We start from the raw sequence: 21928 nt of genomic DNA on the forward strand, positions 1-21928 counted from the left end.
AGCCGGGCGGGCCGCGATGCGGAGCACCGACACGGTGGGCGGCTCCGCAGACCCCGGCGTCCTTCCGGCGACAAGCGAATGACCCATCGGTGACCAGCATGGAAGCAGCTCTGTTACGCAGAGGGCAATAAAAATGTCCAGTAGTTCCGCTCTGCGGTACAGGGGGGAGCATCTCTTTGCATCACGGGCCTGTCGCCGTATCCTGCTTCCCCGCTTCGGCCGTGTGCGGCCACCGGACACCGGACACCGGCCGCCTGCTCAGAGTGCCGCCTCCATGCGGCGCACCGCCTCCCCGAGCACAGCGGCCGCGTCACCGAGGCGGGCGCGGGTGAAGCGCAGCGAAGGAGCCGAGACGATCATCGCCGCCACGGCGCGGCCCCCCGGCTCCCGCACGGCGGCGCCCACCGCGGAGATGCCGCGCTCGGTGCCCCCGATGTTGACGGCGTAGCCCCGCCTGCGGACGGTCGCGAGCGTGCGGTGCAGTGTCTCGGGGTCGGTGTCCGCCTGCGCCGCGTGCCGGGTGCCGTAGATGTCGGCGAGCTCGGAGACGCCCAGGTCGGCGAGGAGCGCCTTGCCGCCGGCGGAGAGGTGCGCGGGCAGATTCACACCGACGCGGCTGCCGACGCGCAGTGCGTGCGTTCCCTCGATGCTGTGCAGGATGCGCGCCTCGGCCCCGGCCCGGACCGACAGGTGCACCGTCTCGCCGAGCTGTCCGTTGAGCCACAGCATGTGTGGCCGGGCGGTTTCCACGAGGTCGTACTCGGAGCGCTGGGAGACCCCCAAGCGGTAGAGCGTGGGGCCTGGCCGATACACCTTGTCGGCGCCCTGCACCGCGAAGCCGCGCCCGCGCAGGGTGGAGAGCAGACGATGGGCCGTGGACCGGGCCACACCCAGCTCGTCGGCGGCCTCGCTCAGCCGCACGCGCCCCTGCTTGCGGAGCAGGAGCAGCAGGGAGAGGGCGTTCTCCACGGATTCCAGGCCCTGCGCGGGCTTGCCGCCCGCGCTCCGCGGTTCCGCTCCGGGCTGCGACGTACGATCTGAGTTCTCCACAGCGGAATTCTACGACCAGCTCATGGAGCGGCACGCATCGCGCCGAGGCTCCGGACGCCGGGAGTGTCAGTGCCCGGTCGTACTCTTCGAGAGATTGAAAAGAGATGGGCGGCCGGTCGGGGTCGGGGGGCTGTGGTGACGAGAGCGTTGAGTGCGGGGCTGCGGCGGGTCATCGCGGGCGCCGATCCCGTGACCGGGCGCCTGCAGGGGACGGAGGCGCAGCTTGCCGCGCTGGTGAAGCGCGGGCTCGCCTTCCGGCATCCGCGGGCGCCGCACCATCGCTTCCTGACGCCCGCGGGGCATCGGACACGGGACGCGGAGGCGGAGGCCGAGCCGGCACCCGAGCCCGCCGCCACCGGGGTGTTCGCGGCACGGGTCGGTGGTGAGCACACGGCTTCCGGGACCGGGCCGGCTCGGCTCCGGGAGGTGCGCGGCGCCTGGCAGGGCATGCTGGAGCTGCGCAGGATGACCAACCCCGACGGCGCCACCGACCGGCCGTGCGGATGGGAGCGCGCACACCTGGTGCAGGCCGCCGCGCTCGCCCTGGAGGCCGCCGGACACGATCCGGCCGTCGGGGACAGCGAGGGCGGCTACCGGGTGCGGGAGACCCCGCAGCCGGAGGCGGTCGCCGTGTACGAGCCGGACGGCACGGCGCTGCGGGCCTGCGCCGGAACGCTCGAGCGGGCCGGATGGCAGGTCGGGGAGTACACGGAGCCGAGGACGCGGGCACGGTATCTGCTGGCCTCCCCGCGCCGGGTGTGAGGGGCGTGCGAGGATCGGTGGCCAGGGCAACGAATCGAGCAGGCCTGAAGGGGACGCATTGAGCGAGCCGTTTTCCGTCCGGGTGACCGTGCGCGGATACGAGACCGATGTGCAGGGCCACCTCAACCAGGCCGTGTACCTCAACTACGCGGAGCACGCGCGCTGGTCGCTGCTCCAGGAGGCCGGGATCACGCAGTCCGGTCTCATCGGGCAGGGCGTGGGGCCGGTCGCCCTGGAGACCACCATCCGTTACAAGCGGGAGCTGCTCGCCGGTGACGAGGTCGACGTGAGCTGCGTCTTCACCTGGGGCACCGGCAAGACGTTCCGCATCGAGCAGATCATCACCAAGGCGGACGGCACGGTCGCCGCCGAGATCACGGCGGTCGGCGGCGTACTGGACCTCAAGGAGCGCAAGCTGGTGCCGAGCCCGCAGGACGTCTTCCGGCAACTGGCCGAGGACCCGGGCATGTTCGGGCTGTAGGACGGTGCCGGATGCACGGGGCGGCATTCCGTTCGCCCCGTGCGCCCGGCCGCCGCGTTCGGGCCGCTTTCGCCCTCACCGCGTTTTCACGGCGTGAAAGTTTCCGCCGTCAGGACGGCGATTCCCCAGGCCTCCCGAAGCTCCAGTGGACCAGACCTCCAGAGGCGGCCGTGAGGGCTTTACACGCGTAGACCCGCATGCATAACTGATGACGCGCGCACGTCAAAGTACGGAACAGCACGGCTCTGCCCAGGTGGCACCGGCCGACGTCACCTCCTGCTCTCATCCCCACATGCGTACCGGAGGCAGTCATGTTCTCGTTCCCCAACCGCCCGACCGGCCCCCGCAGACGGACGACCGCGGCGCTCGGCGTCCTCGTCGCGGCTCTCGCACTGACGGCGACCACCGCGTCCGGTGCCGCCGCCGCGCCCCAGCCCGACAAGGACCGCGCCAAGGTCAAGCCGGGCCAGGCGTACATGGGCGTGGGCGCCCGGGTCCACGACGACGTCCCCGCGGAACCGCCGTCGATGGGCACCATGGCCCCGACCGACGGCGTCCAGGGCATCGACGTCTCGCACTGGCAGGGCGCCATCAACTGGACCTCGGTGCGCAACTCCGGCATCCAGTTCGCCTGGATCAAGGCGACCGAGGGCACCAGCTACAAGGACGCGCAGTTCAACACCAACTACCCGGCCGCACACGGTGCCGGCGTGATCCGCGGCGCGTACCACTTCGCGCTCCCGAACGCCTCCAACGGCGCGACCCAGGCGAACTACTTCGCCTCCAGCGGCGGCGGCTGGTCGCGCGACAACCTGACCCTCCCGGGCGTCCTGGACATCGAGCACAACCCCTACGGGGCCACGTGCTACGGCCTGTCCACCACGCAGATGCGCACCTGGATCAACGACTTCTACAACACGTACAAGTCGCGCACCGGCCGGGACACGGTGATCTACACGACGTCCGGCTGGTGGAACACCTGCACCGGCAACTGGACCGGCATGTCCGGCAAGAGCCCGCTGTGGGTGGCGCACTGGACCTCGGCGTCGTCCCCGACCATCCCGAGCGGTTTCCCGACCTGGACGGTGTGGCAGTACACCAGCACCGGCTCGGTCAGTGGCGTCTCCGGAAACGTGGACCGCAACCAGTTCAACGGTTCACGCGACCGGCTCCTGGCCCTCGCCAACAACACGTAACCGGCACCCGATTCGGCACCGGCGGGGGACCCCTCCTCGCCGTCCCCCCAGCACACGATCACGCGGTGGAGCCGACGGCCGATCCCGTCGGCTCCTCCGTTTCCCCCCACCGCCTCCCCCAAGGAGCGATCGTGAACGCCGAGAACGCGCTCCGGCGCCGTCTCCTGCTCGCCGGCGCGGCCGGCCTGGCCGCCGCCACCGCCCTGCCGGGCACCGCCCACGCACAGAGCGCCGCCCGGGCGCGGGGCGCCGGTGGCGCGAAGGCCGCCGACGCCGTCGAGCCGGACATCGACAGCACCCGGGCCTGGGGCGCCCGTTCACCGCGCGGAAGCATCAGCCGGCTGTCGTACCGGCCGAGCCGGATCATCGTCCACCACACGGTGAGCGCCAACACCTCCGACTTCTCCCGCGCCCAGGCCCACTCCCACGCCCACTGGGTCCAGGACCTGCACATGGACAAGAACGGATGGGTCGACACCGGCTACCACTTCCTGGTCAGCCGGGGCGGCTGGATCACCGAGGGGCGGCACGGCAGCCTCCAGGCCCTCACCGGCGGGAGCGGTTTCGTCCTCGGCGCCCACACCTCCGGGCAGAACGACCAGGCCGTCGGGATCGCCAACGAGGGCGCCTACCACACGGGCGCCACACCTCCGCAGGCGCAGTGGGAGGTCCTGGTCGCCCTGTGCGCGTACACCTGCGCGCGCTACGGCATCCCCGCCACGCGGCTCCACGGTCACAAGGACTACGGCGACACCCTCTGCCCCGGGGTGTTCCACGACATGCTGCCCCGGCTGCGCGACGAGGTCGGGGCGGCTCTGGCGTAGCCGCCCGGCCCGTGCTCAGGCTTGAGCGGCGATCCGGGCCAGCCGCCGGGCCTGTGCTCGGGTGGAGCGGGCGATCTCGTCCTCGTCGGCCGTGCGGAGCCGGCTGTCCTCCACGACCTGACGGCCGTTGACGAACGACGCGGTGACCGGGGCCGCCGCGCCGAGGACCAGCGCGGCCACAGGGTCGGCGATGGAGGAGTGGGCGAGGGTGTCCATCCGCCACAGCACCAGGTCGGCGAGCTTGCCCGGCTCCAGCGAGCCGATCTCGGCGGCACGGCCCAGCACCCGGGCGCCTCCATAGGTGCCCAGACGCAACGCCTGACGTGCCGTCAGGGCAGCTTCGCGGTGCGGGCCGAGGCGGCCCACGAGCAGGGCGTTGCGCAGTTCGGTGTGCAGTTCGCCGGACTCGTTGGACGCCGTGCCGTCCACGCCGAGGCCGACCGGGACGCCGGCCGCCAGCAGGTCGGGGACGCGCGCGATGCCCGCGGCGAGGCGGGCGTTGGAGGAGGGGCAGTGGGCCACGCCCGTGCTCGTACGGGCGAAGGCGGCGATGTCGGAGTCGTTCATGTGGACGCAGTGCGCCATCCACACGTCCTCGCCGAGCCAGCCGGTGGACTCGAAGTAGTCGGTCGGGCCCATGCCGAACCGTTCGTGGCAGAACTTCTCCTCCTCCACGGTCTCCGAGCCGTGGGTGTGCAGGCGCACACCGAGTCCGCGGGCCGACTCCGCTGACCGCCGCATCAGTTCGGTGGAGACGGAGAACGGTGAGCAGGGTGCGACGGCGACCTGGGTCATGGCACCGAAGGAGGCGTCGTGGTGCCGGCGGACGGTCTCCTCGGTCGCGGCGAGGGCGTCCTGGAGCGTCTCGACGGCGAAGTCCGGGGGCAGTCCGCCGTCCTTCTCGCCGAGGTCCATGGAACCGCGGGCGAGGGTGAAGCGCACCCCCATGTCACGGGCGGCGCGGATGATGGTGCCGGACAGGTCGCCGGTGCCCCGCGGGAAGACGTAGTGGTGGTCCATGGCGGTGGTGACGCCGCCGCGGACCATCATCGCGAGGGATCCCCGGGCCGCCGCGTCCACCATCGGCTCGTCGATGCGCGCCCAGGTCGGGTAGAGCGCGACGAGCCAGTCGAACAGGTTGTGGTCGGTGGCCAGGCCCCGGGTGAGCCACTGGTAGAAGTGGTGGTGGGTGTTGACCAGGCCGGGGGTCGCCAGATGCCCGGTGGCGTCGATACGGCGTACGACGTTCTCCAGGCCGTCGGGCGCCCTGCCCGCGCCGAGGGACTCGATGCGGTGGCCGGCGAGGACGAGGTGCCCGGAGGCGTACTCGGTGTCCTGCGCGTCGACGGTCGCGATCGCGCAGTTCTCGATGACGACGCGTTCGGTGACGGTGTGCTGGTCCGGTGTCATGATGCGCCCGTTCGTCCCTTCTGCCCTCAGAGGTTGGTGAGGTCCGCCGGTATCAGCGCCTCACAGCCGTTCCGCAGGATCGTGGCCTCTATCAGACCGTAGGGGCGGTCGGCGGCGAGGTAGACGGCGCCGTCCTCGCTGTCGTTCTCGAGGCCGAAGGGTTCCAGGTCCACCTGGAAGTGGTGGCTGTTGGGAAGGGAGAAGCGGACCTCGTCTATCTCCTCGCGGTGGTCGATGATCCGCGCGCCCATCTGGTACATCGTCTGCTGCAGGGACAGGGAGTAGGTCTCGGCGAAGGCCTGGAGCATGTGCTGCCTCGTCCGCTCGTAGGACGTCTCCCAGTCGGGCATCGGCTGCTCCTCGCCGGTCCAGTTGAACCGCCAGCGGGCGGCGACCGAGGTGGCGAGGATACGGTCGTGGGTCTCCTTCAGCGTCGTGTACTTGTCCTTGACGTAGCCCCAGAACTCGGAGTCGGTGGAGTTCAGCACCGTCAGGTCCTTCAGACCCGAGACGATCTCCCACCGCTCGCCGTCGTAGGTGACCTGTGTCAGCCGGGTCTCCTGGCCCTTGCGGACGAAGGAGTGCCCGCCCTCGTGGGCGTCGGAGGTGGCGATCCGTTCCCAGGCGTACTCCTCGACGCGGATGCGGGCCCGGTGGATGGGCTCCTGAGAGGTGACGAAGTGCCGGGCGAGATGGATGCCGAACTGCTCGGCGGACTCGATGCCGTGCTCCTTGGCGAACGCGAACACGGTGTTCTTGGTGGTGTCGGTCGGCAGGACGTTGGCGTTGGAGCCGGAGTAGTGGACCTCCTCCATGTCGCCGGACAGGGCGACGGAGACGTTCAGGTCCTTGATGTGGTGGGTGGCGCCGTTCCGCGTGATCCTGACGACCCGGTTCTCGGCCTTGCCGTACTGGTTCTGGCCCAGGACCACGGGGCGGGCAGGGCGGGAGGTGTCGGTCATCTTGCTAGCTCCCTCGGTATACGGAGTAGCCGAACGGGTTGAGCAGCAGCGGTACGTGGTAGTGCTCGCCCGGTACGACGGCGAACGTGATCGCCACCTCCGGGAAGAACGCCCCGGCGCCGCCGTCCCGGTTCGCGGGGGCGTCCTGCCGCGCCTCGGCCCGCTGGTTGGTGAAGTACGGCTCCACGGCGAAGTCGAGCCGTACGTGAGTGGTTCCCTCCGGCGGCGCCGGGAGGTCCTTGCACCGCCCGTCCGCGTCGGTCGCGGAGCCGCCGAGTGCCTGCCAGGGCGCCTGACGGCCGGAGCGGGCGGAGAGGTGGACGGCGACGCCCCGGGCGGGGCGGCCGACGCTGGTGTCCAGGATGTGCGTGGACACGGAGGCGGTGGTGTCGGTGCTCATCTCTGCGTCAGTCCTCGTCGACGAGTCGGGCCAGACGGATGCGGTTGATCTTCCCCAGTTCGGTGCGGACGATCTCGCGCTCCCGCTCCGGCGTGTTGCCCAGGCGCACGGTCAGCGCGTCACGCATCTGCTCGCCGGTCCGGCCGGTGGCGCAGATGAGGAACACCTGGCCGAACCTCTCCTGGTAGGCGAGGTTCAGTTCGAGCATCTCCGCCTTGAGCCGGTCCGTCGCGGCGGTCATGCCGCTCTGCTCCCGCTGCGAGGCCGGGTCGCCGGGCCGGGGCCTGCCGATCGGCGGGTGCCCGGCCATCGCCTCCTGGAGGTCCGCCGCGCTCAGCCCGCTCATGGCGGCGTCGGAGGCGGCGTACAGGTCCTCGGCGGTGGCGTAGGGCCGGTCGGCGAGCAGTCGGCGGGCCCACGCCGTGGAGGCGCACGCCTCGTGGAGGGCGGCGAGGGCCGCCGGCTCCTCCAGCGCGTTGAAGCGGGCCAGGCCCGGCGGCGTGGCAGTGGACGTCACGGTGGCCTCCCCGGCCGCGCGCGGCCTCGGTGCTGATCGGGCGTGCCGACAGCTAACGCCGCACGGACCGTCACGTCAACAGTTTGTTGAAAACTGGCGGACGGCCACCACGCCGCGCAGCGCCGTGAGCGGTTTGTACGCCCTGGTCAGGGCTCAGGAGCCCTTCTCGCGGTTGAGGTAGTTGTAGACGGTGAACCGGCTGACGCCGAGCGCGCTCGCCACGGTCTCCACCCCGTGCCGTACGGCGAAGGCGCCGCGCGCCTCCAGGCCCCGTACGATCTCCTGCTTGGCCCTGCGGTCCAGATCGGCGAGGGGTCCGCCCTGCCGGCGCTCGAGGGCGGCGAGCATGTGGTCGAGGGAGTCGGCGAGCTGGGGCAGGCGCACGGCGACGGCGTCGGCCCCCTCCCAGACGAGTACGACGTCGTCGGGACCGGCCTCGTCGGGCGGGAGCAGCTGCCCGCCCATGGCGTCGACGAGTGGCTTGACGGCCGCGATGAACGGCTCGTCCGCCGCGCCGCTCATTCCTCGCCCTCCGTGATCACGTTGACCTGGAGCGAGATCCGGGTGGCACCCGCTTCCAGGGACCGGCGCAGCAGGGCGTCGACGGTGGTGAGCACCGTGTCCGCGCCGCCCTCCGCGGTGTTCCCGAACGGCCCGACGTCCACCGAGTCCAGCTCGGCCGCCTCCACGACCTCCCGGGCCGCCACCGCGTGCGCGGGCGCCTCGTCCAGGTCGAAGGGCTCGGTCGTGAACTCCACTCTCAATCGCACTGCGCCCCCATGGCGTCGGCTCCGACCTGCTCGTTCTCTCAGTCCTCCGGCCGAGAGGGCGCATTCGGGGCATTTTCTCCCGTCAGGGCGCCGAATGCCCGTCCCGCCGCCGCCCCGGTCCGTTGCTCCGGATCGGGGAAGAGGTGGCTGTGGGCGTTCAGGGTCATCGCGGCGTCGGTGTGCCCCAGTCGCTCCGGCACGACCTTAACGGACTCCCCCGCGGCGATCAGCAGGACGACGGAGACGAAGTGGTCGCAGCCGTACCGGCTGCCGTGGCTCGCGAGGTGGACGCGAGGTCATCGCCTCGGGGGTCCTGCCGTTCACTCCTCCGGCGTGCGGGCAGGGCCGGGACGGCACAACTGTGCCCAGAGGCGGGCCTCTTCGCGTGTGGTGCGCCGGCGGTGGACGACGGCACGGACCCAGAGGCCGGTCGTGGCGGTCGAACCCGTCAGGGCCGCGGCACAGGGCAGCCACCAGCCCCCGGTCACGAGCAGGAGTACGGCGACGACGGCCGGCGTGCTCCAGCCGCTGAGGCAGGCCACCGCCTCGGCACGACGGGACGCGGGCCGGTCGGCCCCCGCGCGCAGATCCACGAGGGCCGGCACGTACCAGACGGAGCCGGCCGTGGTCACCGCCGCGGCGCCGAGGGCCAGGACTGGATGGGACACGGCTCAGCCCACCGTCTCCATGGCGGCGATCTCCGGGTGGTGCACGTCGAAGGCGGGGGATTCGGACCGGATGCGGGGCAGGGAGGTGAAGTTGTGCCGCGGGGGCGGGCAGGACGTGGCCCATTCCAGGGAGCGGCCGTAGCCCCAGGGGTCGTCGACCTCGACCTTCTCGCCGTACTTGGCCGTCCGCCACACGTTGTGGAAGAAGGGCAGGATCGACATGCCCAGCAGGAACGACCCGATCGACGACAGGGTGTTGAGGGCGGTGAAGCCGTCGGCCGCCAGGTAGTCGACGTAGCGGCGGGGCATGCCCTCGGCGCCCAGCCAGTGCTGGACCAGGAAGGTGAGGTGGAAACCCGCCGTGAGCGTCCAGAAGGTGATCTTCCCCAGGCGCTCGTCGAGCATCTTGCCGGTGAACTTCGGCCACCAGAAGTGGAATCCGGCGAACATCGCGTACACGACCGTACCGAAGACCGTGTAATGGAAGTGCGCCACGACGAAGTACGAGTCCGTGAGGTGGAAGTCCAGCGGCGGCGAGGCCAGGATGACGCCGGTCAGCCCGCCGAAGAGGAACGTGACGAGGAAGCCGGCGGTCCAGAGCATGGGCGTCTCGAACGACAGGCTGCCCTTCCACATCGTGCCGATCCAGTTGAAGAACTTCACTCCGGTCGGGATGGCGATCAGGAAGGTCATGAAGGAGAAGAACGGCAGCAGCACTCCGCCCGTGGTGTACATGTGGTGCGCCCAGACGGTCAACGACAGACCCGCGATGGCGATCGTCGCGCCGATCAGCCCCATGTAGCCGAACATCGGCTTGCGGGAGAAGACCGGGATCACCTCGGAGACGATGCCGAAGAACGGCAGGGCCAGGATGTAGACCTCGGGGTGGCCGAAGAACCAGAACAGGTGCTGCCACAGCAGCGCCCCGCCGTTCGCCGCGTCGAAGACGTGGCCGCCGAACCTGCGGTCGTACTCCAGGGCGAACAGCGCCGCCGCCAGGACCGGGAACACCATGAGGACCAGCACGCTGGTGAGGAGCACGTTCCAGGTGAAGATCGGCAGGCGGAACATGGTCATGCCCGGCGCGCGCATGCAGATGATCGTGGTGATGAAGTTGACCGCGCCCAGGATCGAGCCGAAGCCGGACAACGCCACGCCCATGATCCACAGGTCGGCTCCCACGCCCGGCGAGTAGACGGCGTCGGACAGCGGGGCGTACAGGAACCAGCCGAAGCCGGCGGCGCCGTCAGGAGTGAGGAAGCCGCTCGCCGCGATCGACGAACCGAGGAAGAACAGCCAGTAGGCGAGCATGTTCAGCCGGGGGAAGGCGACGTCCGGTGTGCCGATCTGCAGCGGCATGATCCAGTTCGCGAACCCGGTGAACAACGGCATCGCGAACATCAGCAGCATGATCGAACCGTGCATCGTGAACGCCTGGTTGAACTGCTCGTTCGACATGATCTGCAGTCCGGGCCGGGCCAGCTCCGCCCGCATCAGCAGTGCCATCACACCGCCGACGACGAAGAACACGAACGCGGAGACCAGATAGAGCGTCCCGATCTTCTTGTGGTCGGTGGTCGTCAGCCACTCCACCCACGACGGGCGCGCGGTCCCGGGCGCGATCCCCCGGGGATGCCCGGGCGCCCCCGTGCCGAAAGCCACGTCGTGCCCCTCCGCGGCCTCCACCTCTCGCACCTCTCGTATCTGCCCCTCGTCCACCGTCGGCGCCCTGCCCTTCCGCTCATGTCCGTACACGTCGTCGACGGGTCGGGAGAGGCCGGGTCGACCGGAGCGGACACGACGCCTCCCGGCCGCTGCCACATGATCCTTTCCGGGGCACCGGGGTCGGACAGGGCCGAACAGTCCATACCGGGTCCCGAGGGGAGGGCCCAACGGCCCCGATGTGTCCAGCGGCCGGGGGCGGCGTCGGACTGCCGTCCCCGCGCCCGGTCCCGCTGCAGGGGGCCTTGCCGATCCCTCGCCGTCCCGGCCAGGCGTCCGCTTCACATGACGTTCATCGCTCCCCTCCCCGAGCCGGTGTGCCTGACGCCTGCGCGTGACCTCGCGCGCCGCCCTCTTGACAGCCTCGAGACCCGCAGGCAATCTTCCATTAAGCAGAAATAAGATTTCGCAATGCGGAATTCAAGTCAAAGGAAAGGGAGCGCGGTCCGATGCCAGGTGCCGAGTGGAGTACGGCCGCAGAGCAGCGCTTCGACGTCAACCTGTCGATCCTCTTCACCGAACTCCCGCTCCTGGAGCGCCCCGCGGCCGCCGCCGCGGCCGGTTTCACCGCGGTCGAGCTGTGGTGGCCCTGGGCCGACTCGCCCACCCCCGAGCGGTCCGAACTGGACGGTCTGCGCAAGGCGATCGAGGACGCGGGCGTCCGGCTCACGGGCCTGAACCTCTACGCCGGGCAGCTCCCCGGCCCGGACCGCGGCGCCCTGTCCGTCCCGGGCGAGGAGTCGGAGCGGTTCCGCGCCAACGTCGAGGTCGCCGCGGGCTTCGCCGAGTCCCTCGGCTGCACGGCCCTCAACGCGCTGTACGGCAACCGCGTCGACGGCGTGGATCCCGCCGAGCAGGACGCGCTCGCCCTGGAGAACCTCACCCTCGCCGCCCGCGCGGCCCACCGGATCGGCGCGATCCTGTTGGTCGAGGCACTGAACCGGCCCGAGTCGCCGCGGTACCCGCTGGTGTCGGCGCCGGCGGCGGTGCAGGTCGTCGACGAGGTGAACGCGGCCACGGGGCTGGGCAACGCCCGGTTCCTGATGGACCTGTACCACCTGTCCAGGAACAGCGAGGACCTGCCGGCGGTGATCGAGCGGTACGCCGCGCGGACCGGCCATGTGCAGATCGCCGACAACCCCGGCCGCGGCGCCCCCGGCACCGGCTCGCTCCCGCTGGCGGACCTCCTCGGACGGCTGCGGAAGGCGGGTTACGCGGGCTGGGTCGGCCTGGAGTACAAACCCGGCGACCGGCCGAGCGCCGAGGCCTTCGACTGGCTGCCGGCCGAGGCCCGCGCCCCCCGCTGAGCAGTGGACGTCCGCAGACACCGCAGAGCGAAAGAGAGGCACCCCCGCATGAGCACCGGCCTTCCCAAGGTCTCCTGGATCGGCCTCGGCATCATGGGCTCCCCCATGTCCGAGAACCTGATCAAGGCGGGCTACGACGTCACCGGTCACACCCTGGAGCAGGAGAAGCTGGACCGGTTGGCCGCCGCGGGCGGCACCGCCGCCTCCTCCGTCGCCGAGGCGGTCCGCGACGCGGACGTGATCATCACCATGGTGCCCGCCTCTCCCCAGGTGGAGGCGGTCGCCTACGGACCCGACGGCATCCTGGAGCACGCCCGGCCCGGTGCCCTGCTGATCGACATGTCCTCGATCACCCCGCAGACCTCGGTCGACCTGGCCGCCGCCGCGAGGGACAAGGGCATCCGGGTGCTCGACGCCCCGGTGTCCGGCGGCGAGGCGGGCGCCGTCGAGGCGGTGCTGTCCATCATGGTCGGCGGTGAACAGGCCGACTTCGACCGGGCGAAGCCGCTCTTCGACGTACTCGGCAGGACGGTCGTGCGGTGCGGACCGCACGGCTCCGGTCAGACCGTGAAGGCCGCCAACCAGCTGATCGTCGCCGTCAACATCCAGGCGTGCGCCGAGGCCGTGGTCTTCCTGGAGAAGTCCGGCGTGGACCTGGCGGCCGCGCTGGACGTCCTGAACGGCGGTCTCGCGGGCTCCACCGTGCTGACCCGCAAGAAGGACAACTTCCTCGCCCGTGACTTCACGCCCGGCTTCCGCATCGACCTGCACCACAAGGACATGGGCATCGTCACCGACGCCGCCCGCACCGTCGGGGCGGCCCTGCCCGTCGGCGCGGTGGTCGCGCAACTGGTCGCGAGCCTGCGCGCGCAGGGCGACGGCGGCCTGGACCACTCCGCGCTGCTGCGCGCGGTGGAGCGGCTGTCCGGCGCCCGGGGCTGACCGTCCGACCCGCGTACGGCCGCCGACGGGAGCGAGGCCGTACGCGCGGCCCGCGGGGTCTTTCCCGCGGGCGGGCGAGGGCGCCGCGGCGGCGTGCACGCCAGTGCGGTGGTGAAGGCCGCCGGAGTTCCTCCTTCGACCTGAGCGGAGGGGCGCCCGGTGCCGTCGCACCCGCCGCGGTCCCGAGCCCGGCCCACCGACCCCGTCCGGCGGCGCGAACACACCGTCGCGCCCGGCCTCGCGCCGCCGGACGGCCCCGCCTCCCGGCGTCCGGGGTGCGGATCCGCCCGGCGGGCAGGAGCCTGGGAGCATGGCACCTCCCACCGAGCAACCGCACATCGTGGTCCATGCGCCGGCCCTGGACGGTTCGCGGCGGGTCACCTCGGGCGACGAGACGCTGGGCGTCGCCTCGCACGTCGACGACGTCGGCGAGATCCTGCGGCTGGCGGACCTCTATGTCACCGACGTCGAGGAGGCCGACCTCATCGAGTGGCAGGGCGGCGGCCCCGACGACTGGCCGGGCCTGTCGGAGCACCACGAGGCCTGAGCGGGGGCGGGGACGTACCGCCGTTCCCGGTCCACCGGTTCCACGGCAGCGGCCGTAGCCCGGCTACGGCACCCTCAAATCAAACTCCGAACCGGGCTTCGGACGCTTCGAGCACCCCTGCCGATGGGCACATACCCCGTACGCGGGGCCCGCCGGCACGGGGCGGCGGGCCCCGCTCAGGGAAAGCCCCGGGTGACGACAGCGACAGCAACGATCTCCGCCGACGCCGTACGACACCCGTCAGCCCTTCAGCGTCCTGATCGACGTCGGGGCGTGCCACGGTTCCGTCGCGATCTCCTCGAACTCGACGACCTGGCTTATGTCGTTGGTGGTCGACATGGAGATGTCGGTGACGCGCTCCAGGATCGCCTCGACGACCACCGGGACCCTGAACTCCGCGGCGAGCTTCTTGGCCTCCTCCAGTGCCGGGCCCAGTCCGTCGGGTTCGGTCACCCGGATCGCCTTGCAGCCGAGGCCCTCGGCGACCCGTACGTGGTCGACGCCGTAGACGCCCAGTTCGGGCGCGTTGATGTTCTCGAACTCCAGGTTGACCTGGAAGTCGATGTCGAACGCCCGCTGCGCCTGACGGATGAGACCCAAGTAGGAGTTGTTGAGCAGGACATGGACGTAGGGGATCTTGTGCTGCGCCCCGACGGCCAGCTCTTCGAGCATGAACTGGAAGTCGTAGTCGCCGGACAGGGCGACGACCTGCGCGCCGGGGTCGGCCTTGGCCACGCCCAGCGCCGCCGGGACGGTCCAGCCGAGGGGGCCGGCCTGGCCGCAGTTGATCCAGTGCCGGGGCCGGTGGACGTGCAGCATCTGGGCGCCGGCGATCTGTGAGAGGCCGATCGTCGAGACGTACCGCGTCTCCGGGCCGAAGGCCCTGTTCATCTCCTCGTAGACACGCTGCGGCTTGATCGGGACGTCGTCGAAGTGCGTACGGCGCTGGAGCGTGGCCCGCTTCTCCTGTGCCGCGGCCGCCCAGGCGGAACGGTCGGGCAGCCCTCCCTCGGCCCCGAGTTCCTTCGCGACCCGGACGAACAGCTCCAGCGCGGCGCGCGCGTCGGAGGCGATGCCGTAGTCGGGGGCGAAGATCCGGCCGATCTGGGTGGGGTCGATGTCGACGTGGACGAAGGTCCGGCCGGCCGTGTAGACGTCGAGCCTGCCGGTGTGGCGGTTGGCCCAGCGGTTGCCGATGCCGAGGACGAAGTCGGACTCCAGGAAGGTCGCGTTGCCGTAGCGGTGCGAGGTCTGCAGGCCGACCATGCCGGCGTTCAGTTCGTGGTCGTCGGGAAGGACACCCCAGCCCATCAGGGTCGGCACGACCGGCGTACCGGTCAACTCGGCGAACTGCACGAGGAGTTCGGCGGCGTCGGCATTGAGGATGCCGCCGCCCGCGACGATCAGGGGGCGCTCGGCGGCGTTCAGCATGCCGAGCGCCTTCTCGATCTGGGCACGGCTCGCGGCGGGCTTGTGGACGGGGAGCGGCTCGTACGTCCCGGGGTCGAACTCGATCTCCGTCCGCTGCACGTCGATCGGCAGGTCGATGAGGACCGGGCCCGGCCGGCCGGAGCGCATGAGGTGGAAGGCCTGCTGGAAGACGCCGGGGACCTGTGCGGCCTCCAGGACGGTCACCGCCATCTTGGTGACCGGCCTCGCGATGGCGGCGATGTCGACGGCCTGGAAGTCCTCCTTGTGGAGCACCGCGGTCGGGGCCTGGCCGGTGACGCACAGGATCGGAACGGAGTCGCCGGTCGCGGAGTACAGGCCGGTGATCATGTCGGTGCCGGCCGGACCGGAGGTTCCTACGCAGACCCCGATGTTGCCCGGCCGGGTGCGGGTGTAGCCCTCGGCCATGTGCGAGGCGCCCTCGACATGGCGGGCGAGGGTGTGGGTGATGCCGCCGGAGGCCTTGAGCGCCGCGTAGAAGGGGTTGATCGCCGCGCCGGGGACACCGAACGCGTCGGTGACGCCCTCGCGCTTGAGGATTTCGACTGCCGCGCGGGCAGCGGTCATTCGGGCCATGGAGTACTCCTGCTTCGGCTGTCGGATTCGCACTCCCGTCGCGCCCCGCGGTGCGCTTCTTCCGTATTGCGGAAAGTAACTTCTGCTATCTGGAATGAATGTAGGCAGGGTGAGCGAAGGCCGTCAAGAGAGCGGCACGACGGCGCCGAGGGGCGGCACGAGTGCCCTCCGGGAATGGCAACCGCCGGACAGGGCGGGCGCGCGGGAGGACGATGGGTAAGCCGGTCTGAGGCCGATTCGTCCAGGAACGGAGGTGGTGGGGCCATGCCCGAGAGCGTGTCCGTGTCCGTGCGCTGTCCGGCCTGCCGCTGGACGGGAACGCGGTGCCCACACCGGTCGCCCACCGCGTCTGGCAGGACGACTGGGTCACCGTGCGCTGCGGGGACTGCGGACGGCCCGGCGAGTGGCCGCGGCCGGAACTCGGTTGCCCGTGCGGAACCGTACTGCGGATCCCGCTGGCCGATCCGGGCACCCCGCCCGGCCCCGACGCCACACCCGCGCCCTCACCCGGGCCTCGGGAGACCGGCGCCGCTCCGCGCCCCGCCTTCCGCTCCGTGCCGATCCGCAGCACCCGCGACGCGGTCACCGCCACCGGGCTGTATCTGCGGAGGCTCGGCCACGGGGACATCCGCCGCGCCGACCGGCGCCCTCCGTCCGGCATCGGGCCGGCCGGGGCGTCGTCGTCCTCCTCGACCCGTCCGAGCGCCGGGTGACACCGCGGGACGTGGAGTGCCTGTGGCTGACCGCCATGACGGAGTCCGCCCAGTGCCTGCACTTCTCCCTCGCCGGGTACACCCCGGACGCCCGGGACCGCGCCGACCTGAGAGCCGGCCCAGAACACCGCACCACCTGCGAACCGGACCGAAGAACCGGCGACGCGCCCGCCGCCACCGTCCGATACTCGGCACATGCGCATCCGCCCCGCCGCCCCCGACGAGCTGCCCGCCCTCCAGGACGTCGAACGGGCCGCCGGCGCCCCCTTCCGCGCCCTGGGCATGACGGAGATCGCCGACGACGAACCGCCCGCCCTGGACACCCTCGAGCAGCACCGTCGGGCGGGGTACTGCTGGGTGGCGGCCGACGCACGGGACCGGCCCGCCGCGTACCTGATCGCCGAGCCGGTGGACGCCGCGCTCCACGTCGAGCAGGTCTCCGTCCACCCGCGCGCCGCACGCCGCGGCGTGGGCCGGTCCCTGATCGTCCACGCCGCGCGACGGGCCGGGGCGGAGGGCCTGACAGCCCTGACGCTGACCACGTTCGCCGACGTCCCGTGGAACGCCCCGTACTACACCCGCCTCGGCTTCCGCACGCTGACCGAGGCCGAGCTCACGCCCGGTCTGCGCCGGATCCGCGCCGAGGAGCGCGAGCACGGCCTCGACCGGTGGCCGCGCCTGTGCATGCGCGGAAGCGTCCGAACGCTCAGTCGACCGGGGCGGACGCCCGACGGCCCGCCCGCACCACGATCAGAGTGCTGACCGGATCGGCCGCACCCCGCCCGCCCCACCGCCCGGACGCTGCCCAGGCCGGTGGCGTACCGCTCCCGCGGCTCCACCTCGCGCGCCTTCCCGAAGACCGTCATCGGGAAGGAGTCGACGAGCCGGAGCCGACCCGGGGTCTTACAGCGGGCCGGCCGGTCCGTGCGGAGAGGGACAGCGTCACCACCGCCCTCGTCGACGCGGGCCTGGAGGGCATCCCGCGTCCATACCGAGATCTTCGGCACGGGTCCGTCCCTCACTCCCGGGATCGACGGCGCGGCGACAGCCGCACCCCACCAGCCCGCCGGGCGGGCACCGGTCCCCCGGACGCCTTCGCCCGCAGCGGTCTCGCGGTCACCTGGAGCGAGGCCCGGCAGTCCCTGCTCGAACTCGCCGAAACCTGCGTTGTCCCCGTCGGACGGTCGTGCCGAACCGGCGTCCGCCACACCTGCGAACCCGCTCTCATGTCCGGGGCAGTGCGGTACGCTCCCGACCCGGTCGAGCCCCCCGCCGACGGCAACATCCTCATCTGCTGCTCCAAGCCCACCGAGGGGGCCGTCCTGGACCTGTGAGGAGCAGAGCCTCACCCTGGCACGCGGGCACCACTGCCCGGCGGTCCGTGGCCCAGGGGACTTCCGCCGTCACCGCGTGCCGTCGGTGGCTCGCCCGGGGTCGTTGGGGTGGGGTTCGAGCGGGGTGACGGTGAGAGTCATCCAGGGACGCAGCGGCAGTGTGCCGAGCACCTTCTCCCGGAGTTCCTTCTCGTCCGCGGCCCGCCAGACCCCGATGCTGCGCAACTCGCCGACGGGACGCCACAATCGAGCCAGGTTGCCGGTCGCCGAGAGCTCCCCCGCGCGGACCGCCTCGGCCGCCCTCCGCCGGTCGACCTCGTCCTGGCTGGTTCCCTCAGGGATCGTCGTGGTGATTTCGACGAGGAACTCCCGCATCGGTTCCGCTCCGTTCGGTGAAGGTCCCGGGGACGACGGGAAGGGCGAGTTCGCTGGTGGCCATCTGTCTCCCCCGAGCGGAGCCGCGATCAGGTCGGACGCCGCCTCACCTCATGAGAGCCCTCACACGAGGGTTTTCAGCAGCCGTTCCGCGAGCACTTCGGCGGAGTGGGGATTCTGCCCGGTGATCAGGTTGCGGTCCTCGACCACATACGGCTTCCACATCTCGCCCCGGCTGTACTCGACGCCGACTTTCTCCTTGAGCTCGTCCTCGAGCAGCCACTGTGTCTTGTCGGCCAGTCCGACAGCCTCCTCCTCCTCATTGGTGAAGCCCGTGACCCGGTAGCCCTTGAAGGGCGACTCGCCGTGGATCCTGGTGGCCAGCATCGAGGCAGGGGCGTGGCACACGATGGCGAGCGGTTTGCCCGAGGCGAGTTGTTCGGTCAGTATCCGTCCCGCGTCGGCGTCCACCGACAGGTCCTGCATCGGGCCGTGCCCTCCGGGCAGGTACACCGCGTCGTAGTCCTGCAGCCGCACGTCCGAGAGTTTGATCGGCCGGCGCATGACCTCCGCGGAACGGATGATGGCTTCCAGTTCGAGCGCTCCCTCCTCACCGCCGGCCATGGCGGGGCGCAGGCTCATCATGTCGACGGTCGGCGTCACGCCGTCGGGCGTCGCGACGACGACCTCGTGGCCCGCCTCCGTGATCGCCTTGTACGGCCGCGCGAACTCCTCCGCCCAGTAGCCGGTGGCGTACCTCGTGCCGTCCTTCAGGACCAGGTACGTAGCTCCGGTGACCACGAAAAGTACCTTCGCCATCACGCATCACCTCCTCATTCCCGTTCGGCGAAATTGAGATGATTTGCACTGAAGGCCAGTCTAGGCACAGGAGCCATCAGGCACCTGCGGACAGCGGTTCGCCGCCCAAGGCTCGCAGTGCGACGTGTTGTTGACCGTCTCCGTGAACGAACAAGGGCCGCCGGTCCTCTCGAACAGAGCCAGGCGGCAAGGTCCGGGAGAAGCAGCGCCCGCTGCTCGGCACGGCCGGTGGCGGCCTGCGCGAAGGGAGTGCGTCCAGCGGCGACCTGGACGCCGGCGGACGTAGCCGCTACTCGATCAGGGCGTTGGCCACGATGACCACCAGGCCGATCAGCATGTCGACGGTTCCGGATCGGAGCGAAGTCGCCCAGCCACGGCCCACGCTGCGCGCGGTCCACACTCCCCACCCGGCGAGCGGCAAGGTGTCGAGCACCCGGGCGGTGTTCACCGCCTCGGCCTCCGCCCACCGAGAGGGCACCGCGGTCAGCAGCAGCACGACGGTGGGGACAGCCGCCGCGACGACCGGCCACTCGGCGAGCATCGCGCGCAGCCCGATCCTGACACCGCCACGATCCGCCGACATCCGATGCGCGACAACACGGGCATGGCCATGGGCGGCCGCGGAGGCGAGGGCGGCGAGCAGGACCCGCAGAGCGTCCGACCCGGGGTCGGACGCCTCACCGGGAGAGTCCGGTGCGGCCGCCGGCGCGCCGGCCGGAACGAGCCCGTGGACGCCGCTGAACAGCGTTGTTCCCGGTGGGCGCCGGCCCGGCGCCCGCTGCGGGGTGGTCGACCGGGGACACGGTGGGCACGGTGGGCACGGTGGGCACGGTGGTACAGCGCTACACTCTCCGCTGAAATGGCATGAAACATGGCGACGCGGCACGACCCGGGAGATCAGTGCCGGGTCGCGTACGCGCGGTGCGCCGCCTGCTCCGACTGCGGTAAAGTGGATCTTGTACGCGCCGCCGGCTTCGCCGGTGGCGGGTGACGCGTCGGTGGTCCAAGGAAAGACGCCCCGCTTCCTGCGGGGAAATGCAGGTGCAAGGCCTGCCCGGCGCTCGACGGAGAAGACCTCCGGCCCTGCGGTCCAGGGCCGGAGGTCTTCTCGCATCCGGTCGACGGCACGGTACCGGTCCGGCCGCCGGGATCACCCCCGGATGACGCGATACGTCGTCCAGCGGCGGCGCCACCCTCTCCATGGTCCTGCCCCGGGGAGCCTGACCCCGACCCCTCCCTCACAGCGGAACGACGGATGCGCTCCGCGGCCCGGGGTCGCGGCGGAAGAGGTCACCGGAAGTCCTCCTCGCGGTACTCGGCCTCGGAACCCGCCGCCGTGGCCTCGCGCAGCTCGATGCGGCGGATCTTGCCGGAGACGGTCTTGGGCAGCTCGCCGAACTCCAGCCTGCGGATCCGCTTGTAGGGGGCGAGCACCTTGCGGGAGTGCTCGAAGAGCTCCTTCGCGGTGTCCGGGCCGGGCTGCCTGCCCTCCGCGAGCACGATGTACGCCTTGGGCACGGCCAGGCGCAGCTCGTCCGGAGCGGGCACGACGGCCGCCTCGGCGACCGCCTCGTGCTCCAGCAGGGCGCTCTCCAGCTCGAACGGACTGATCTTGTAGTCACTCGCCTTGAAGACGTCGTCCGCGCGCCCGACATACGTGATGTACCCCTCTTCGTCCCGCGCGCCGATGTCGCCCGTCCGGTAGTAGCCGCCGGCCATGGCCTCCGCGGTGCGGTCGGGGTCGCCGTGGTAACCGGTCATCAGGCCCACCGGACGGTGCGACAGGTCGAGCGCGATCTCGCCCTCGGCGGCGGGCGCGCCGGAGACCGGGTCGAGCAGTGCGACGCGGTAGCCGGGGCTAGGGCGGCCCATGGAGCCCGTCTTGAGGGGCTGGCCCGGGCTGTTGGAGACCTGGACGGCGGTCTCGGTCTGGCCGAAGCCGTCGCGGATCGTCACGTTCCAGGCGCGCCGGATCTGCTCGATGACCTCGGGGTTGAGCGGCTCACCGGCGGCGACGACCTCGCGCGGCGGGGTGCGCAGCCGGGTGAGGTCGGCCTGGATGAGCATGCGCCACACGGTCGGCGGCGCGCAGAAGGTGGTGACGCCGGCGCGGTCCATCTCGGCCATCAGCCGGACGGCGTCGAAACGTGCGTAGTTGTGCAGGAAGACGGTCGCCTCGGCGTTCCACGGGGCGAAGAGGTTGGACCAGGCGTGCTTGGCCCAGCCGGGTGAGGAGATGTTCAGGTGCACGTCGCCGGGTTTCAGCCCGATCCAGTACATGGTGGCCAGGTGCCCGATGGGGTACGTGGTGTGGGTGTGCTCGACGAGCTTGGGCCGGGCGGTGGTGCCCGAGGTGAAGTACAGCATCAGCGGGTCGTCGGCGAGGGTCGGCCCGTCGGGTGCGAAGTGCTCGGCGGCGCCGTGGGCGTCCTCGTACGGCAGCCAGGCGTCGCCCGCTCCCGCGCCGACCGCGACCCGGGTGTAGTCGCCGGGCACCTCGTCGAACTTCGCCGTGTCGGCGGCGCGGGCGATCACGTGCCGGACGCGGCCCCGGTCGACACGGTCGCGCAGGTCGGCGGGGCCGAGCAGCGGGGTGGCGGGGATGACCACGGCGCGCAGTTTCATCGCGGCGAGCGCGGTCTCCCAGAGTTCGGCCTGGTTGCCGAGCATGACCAGCACCCGGTCCTCGGCGCGTACACCCTGCTGGCGCAGCCAGTTCGCGGCCTGGTCGGAACGGCGGGCCAGTTCGGCGAAGGACAGCCTGGTCTGCTCGCCGTCCTCCTCGACGAGGTGCAGCGCGGTGTGGTCGTTACCGTCCGCGATCACGTCGAACCAGTCGAGCGCCCAGTTGAACCGCTCGGGGCGCGGCCAGCGGAACCCCGCGTAGGCGGTGGCGTAGTCGTCGCGGTGTTCCAGCAGGAAGTCCCGGGCCCTGCGGAACTCTTCCGTCGCCGTCGTCATCTGTCCTCCTCGGTGCCGAACCTTGCCGGGTGGCTCTCCCCCGTCGTGTCATCCGTGACGCAGGTCCCACTACCCCCGAACGGGGGGTGGGTACGCGGGAACCGCGACGAAGGGGCGAACAGGTGGCGGCCGGCCCGACGGGA

The 21928-nt window shown here is 71.3% G+C and carries 22 protein-coding genes and 1 pseudogene; 9 read left to right on the forward strand and 14 right to left on the reverse strand.

Features of this window, described 5'->3' with window-relative positions; genetic code table 11:
* Positions 1–258 precede the first annotated feature (258 nt).
* Positions 259–1050, reverse strand: coding sequence for an IclR family transcriptional regulator (locus AC6F7H_RS01860; protein WP_500754763.1), 792 nt, complete (start codon positions 1048–1050; stop codon positions 259–261).
* A gap of 135 nt (positions 1051–1185) precedes the next feature.
* Between AC6F7H_RS01860 and AC6F7H_RS01865 the strand changes: the two genes are divergently transcribed.
* From AC6F7H_RS01865 to AC6F7H_RS01880, 4 genes are all read left to right on the forward strand, one after another.
* On the forward strand, positions 1186–1812 hold the full coding sequence (locus AC6F7H_RS01865) for a hypothetical protein (protein ID WP_500754764.1): 627 nt from the start codon (positions 1186–1188) through the stop codon (positions 1810–1812).
* 58 nt (positions 1813–1870) lie between these two features.
* Positions 1871–2293: an acyl-CoA thioesterase gene (locus tag AC6F7H_RS01870; protein ID WP_500754765.1), complete on the forward strand. Its 423-nt coding sequence runs from the start codon at positions 1871–1873 to the stop codon at positions 2291–2293.
* 311 nt (positions 2294–2604) lie between these two features.
* The gene (locus AC6F7H_RS01875) at positions 2605–3489 is read left to right on the forward strand and encodes a lysozyme (protein ID WP_500754767.1); all 885 of its coding nucleotides are present in this window, start codon (positions 2605–2607) and stop codon (positions 3487–3489) included.
* 131 nt (positions 3490–3620) lie between these two features.
* The gene (locus tag AC6F7H_RS01880; protein WP_500754769.1) at positions 3621–4313 is read left to right on the forward strand and encodes a peptidoglycan recognition protein family protein; all 693 of its coding nucleotides are present in this window, start codon (positions 3621–3623) and stop codon (positions 4311–4313) included.
* Between the two features lie 15 nt (positions 4314–4328).
* Here the strand turns inward: AC6F7H_RS01880 and AC6F7H_RS01885 are convergent, their stop codons facing one another.
* From AC6F7H_RS01885 to ctaD, 8 genes are all read right to left on the reverse strand, one after another.
* A complete protein-coding gene (locus AC6F7H_RS01885; protein ID WP_500754770.1) occupies positions 4329–5723 on the reverse strand; it encodes an 8-oxoguanine deaminase in 1395 nt (464 codons plus the stop codon).
* A gap of 26 nt (positions 5724–5749) precedes the next feature.
* Positions 5750–6685, reverse strand: a complete 936-nt coding sequence (gene pucL / locus AC6F7H_RS01890) for a factor-independent urate hydroxylase (RefSeq protein WP_500754771.1) — start codon at positions 6683–6685, stop codon at positions 5750–5752.
* 4 nt (positions 6686–6689) lie between these two features.
* Positions 6690–7085 (reverse strand): hydroxyisourate hydrolase, encoded by a 396-nt coding sequence (gene uraH, locus AC6F7H_RS01895; RefSeq protein ID WP_500754772.1) that lies wholly within the window; start codon positions 7083–7085, stop codon positions 6690–6692.
* 7 nt (positions 7086–7092) lie between these two features.
* A complete protein-coding gene (gene uraD, locus AC6F7H_RS01900; protein WP_500754773.1) occupies positions 7093–7602 on the reverse strand; it encodes a 2-oxo-4-hydroxy-4-carboxy-5-ureidoimidazoline decarboxylase in 510 nt (169 codons plus the stop codon).
* A 153-nt stretch (positions 7603–7755) separates the two neighbouring features.
* Positions 7756–8124: a helix-turn-helix domain-containing protein gene (locus tag AC6F7H_RS01905; RefSeq protein WP_500754775.1), complete on the reverse strand. Its 369-nt coding sequence runs from the start codon at positions 8122–8124 to the stop codon at positions 7756–7758.
* The gene (locus AC6F7H_RS01910; RefSeq protein ID WP_500754776.1) at positions 8121–8372 is read right to left on the reverse strand and encodes a hypothetical protein; all 252 of its coding nucleotides are present in this window, start codon (positions 8370–8372) and stop codon (positions 8121–8123) included. The genes AC6F7H_RS01905 and AC6F7H_RS01910 overlap by 4 nt, the downstream gene beginning before the upstream one ends.
* A gap of 320 nt (positions 8373–8692) precedes the next feature.
* Positions 8693–9040 (reverse strand): hypothetical protein, encoded by a 348-nt coding sequence (locus AC6F7H_RS01915; protein WP_500754778.1) that lies wholly within the window; start codon positions 9038–9040, stop codon positions 8693–8695.
* Between the two features lie 3 nt (positions 9041–9043).
* Positions 9044–10702, reverse strand: coding sequence for an aa3-type cytochrome oxidase subunit I (gene ctaD, locus AC6F7H_RS01920; protein WP_500761620.1), 1659 nt, complete (start codon positions 10700–10702; stop codon positions 9044–9046).
* A 509-nt stretch (positions 10703–11211) separates the two neighbouring features.
* On the opposite strand from ctaD, the gene AC6F7H_RS01925 reads away from it, so the two are divergent.
* The 3 genes from AC6F7H_RS01925 (at position 11212) to AC6F7H_RS01935 (ending at position 13558) form a co-directional block, all read left to right on the forward strand.
* On the forward strand, positions 11212–12069 hold the full coding sequence (locus AC6F7H_RS01925; RefSeq protein WP_500754780.1) for a TIM barrel protein: 858 nt from the start codon (positions 11212–11214) through the stop codon (positions 12067–12069).
* A 48-nt stretch (positions 12070–12117) separates the two neighbouring features.
* Positions 12118–13011: a 2-hydroxy-3-oxopropionate reductase gene (locus AC6F7H_RS01930; RefSeq protein ID WP_500754781.1), complete on the forward strand. Its 894-nt coding sequence runs from the start codon at positions 12118–12120 to the stop codon at positions 13009–13011.
* A 310-nt stretch (positions 13012–13321) separates the two neighbouring features.
* A complete protein-coding gene (locus AC6F7H_RS01935; RefSeq protein ID WP_109378915.1) occupies positions 13322–13558 on the forward strand; it encodes a hypothetical protein in 237 nt (78 codons plus the stop codon).
* Positions 13559–13798: 240 nt separating this feature from the next.
* On the opposite strand, the gene gcl is transcribed toward AC6F7H_RS01935, so the two are convergent.
* On the reverse strand, positions 13799–15583 hold the full coding sequence (gene gcl / locus AC6F7H_RS01940) for a glyoxylate carboligase (protein WP_500754783.1): 1785 nt from the start codon (positions 15581–15583) through the stop codon (positions 13799–13801).
* 253 nt (positions 15584–15836) lie between these two features.
* Here gcl and AC6F7H_RS01945 point away from each other — a divergent pair.
* Positions 15837–16403 (forward strand): annotated as a pseudogene (locus AC6F7H_RS01945) (hypothetical protein); the annotation flags it as partial.
* Positions 16404–16491: 88 nt separating this feature from the next.
* A complete protein-coding gene (locus AC6F7H_RS01950) occupies positions 16492–17058 on the forward strand; it encodes a GNAT family N-acetyltransferase (RefSeq protein ID WP_500754784.1) in 567 nt (188 codons plus the stop codon).
* Positions 17059–17699: 641 nt separating this feature from the next.
* On the opposite strand, the gene AC6F7H_RS01955 is transcribed toward AC6F7H_RS01950, so the two are convergent.
* The 4 genes from AC6F7H_RS01955 to AC6F7H_RS01970 all read right to left on the reverse strand — a co-directional run bounded on the left by AC6F7H_RS01955 (position 17700) and on the right by AC6F7H_RS01970 (position 21785).
* Positions 17700–18005 carry a muconolactone Delta-isomerase family protein gene (locus tag AC6F7H_RS01955; protein ID WP_500754785.1) on the reverse strand — a complete coding sequence of 102 codons (306 nt, stop codon included), beginning with the start codon at positions 18003–18005 and terminating at the stop codon, positions 17700–17702.
* A 123-nt stretch (positions 18006–18128) separates the two neighbouring features.
* Positions 18129–18824, reverse strand: coding sequence for a type 1 glutamine amidotransferase domain-containing protein (locus tag AC6F7H_RS01960; RefSeq protein ID WP_500754786.1), 696 nt, complete (start codon positions 18822–18824; stop codon positions 18129–18131).
* Positions 18825–19113: 289 nt separating this feature from the next.
* Positions 19114–19407, reverse strand: a complete 294-nt coding sequence (locus AC6F7H_RS01965) for a hypothetical protein (RefSeq protein WP_500754787.1) — start codon at positions 19405–19407, stop codon at positions 19114–19116.
* Positions 19408–20114: 707 nt separating this feature from the next.
* Complete coding sequence (locus AC6F7H_RS01970) at positions 20115–21785, reverse strand: AMP-binding protein (RefSeq protein ID WP_500754788.1); 1671 nt, start codon at positions 21783–21785, stop codon at positions 20115–20117.
* Positions 21786–21928 lie beyond the last annotated feature (143 nt).

This window comes from Streptomyces sp. MMS24-W38, from assembly GCF_059889265.1.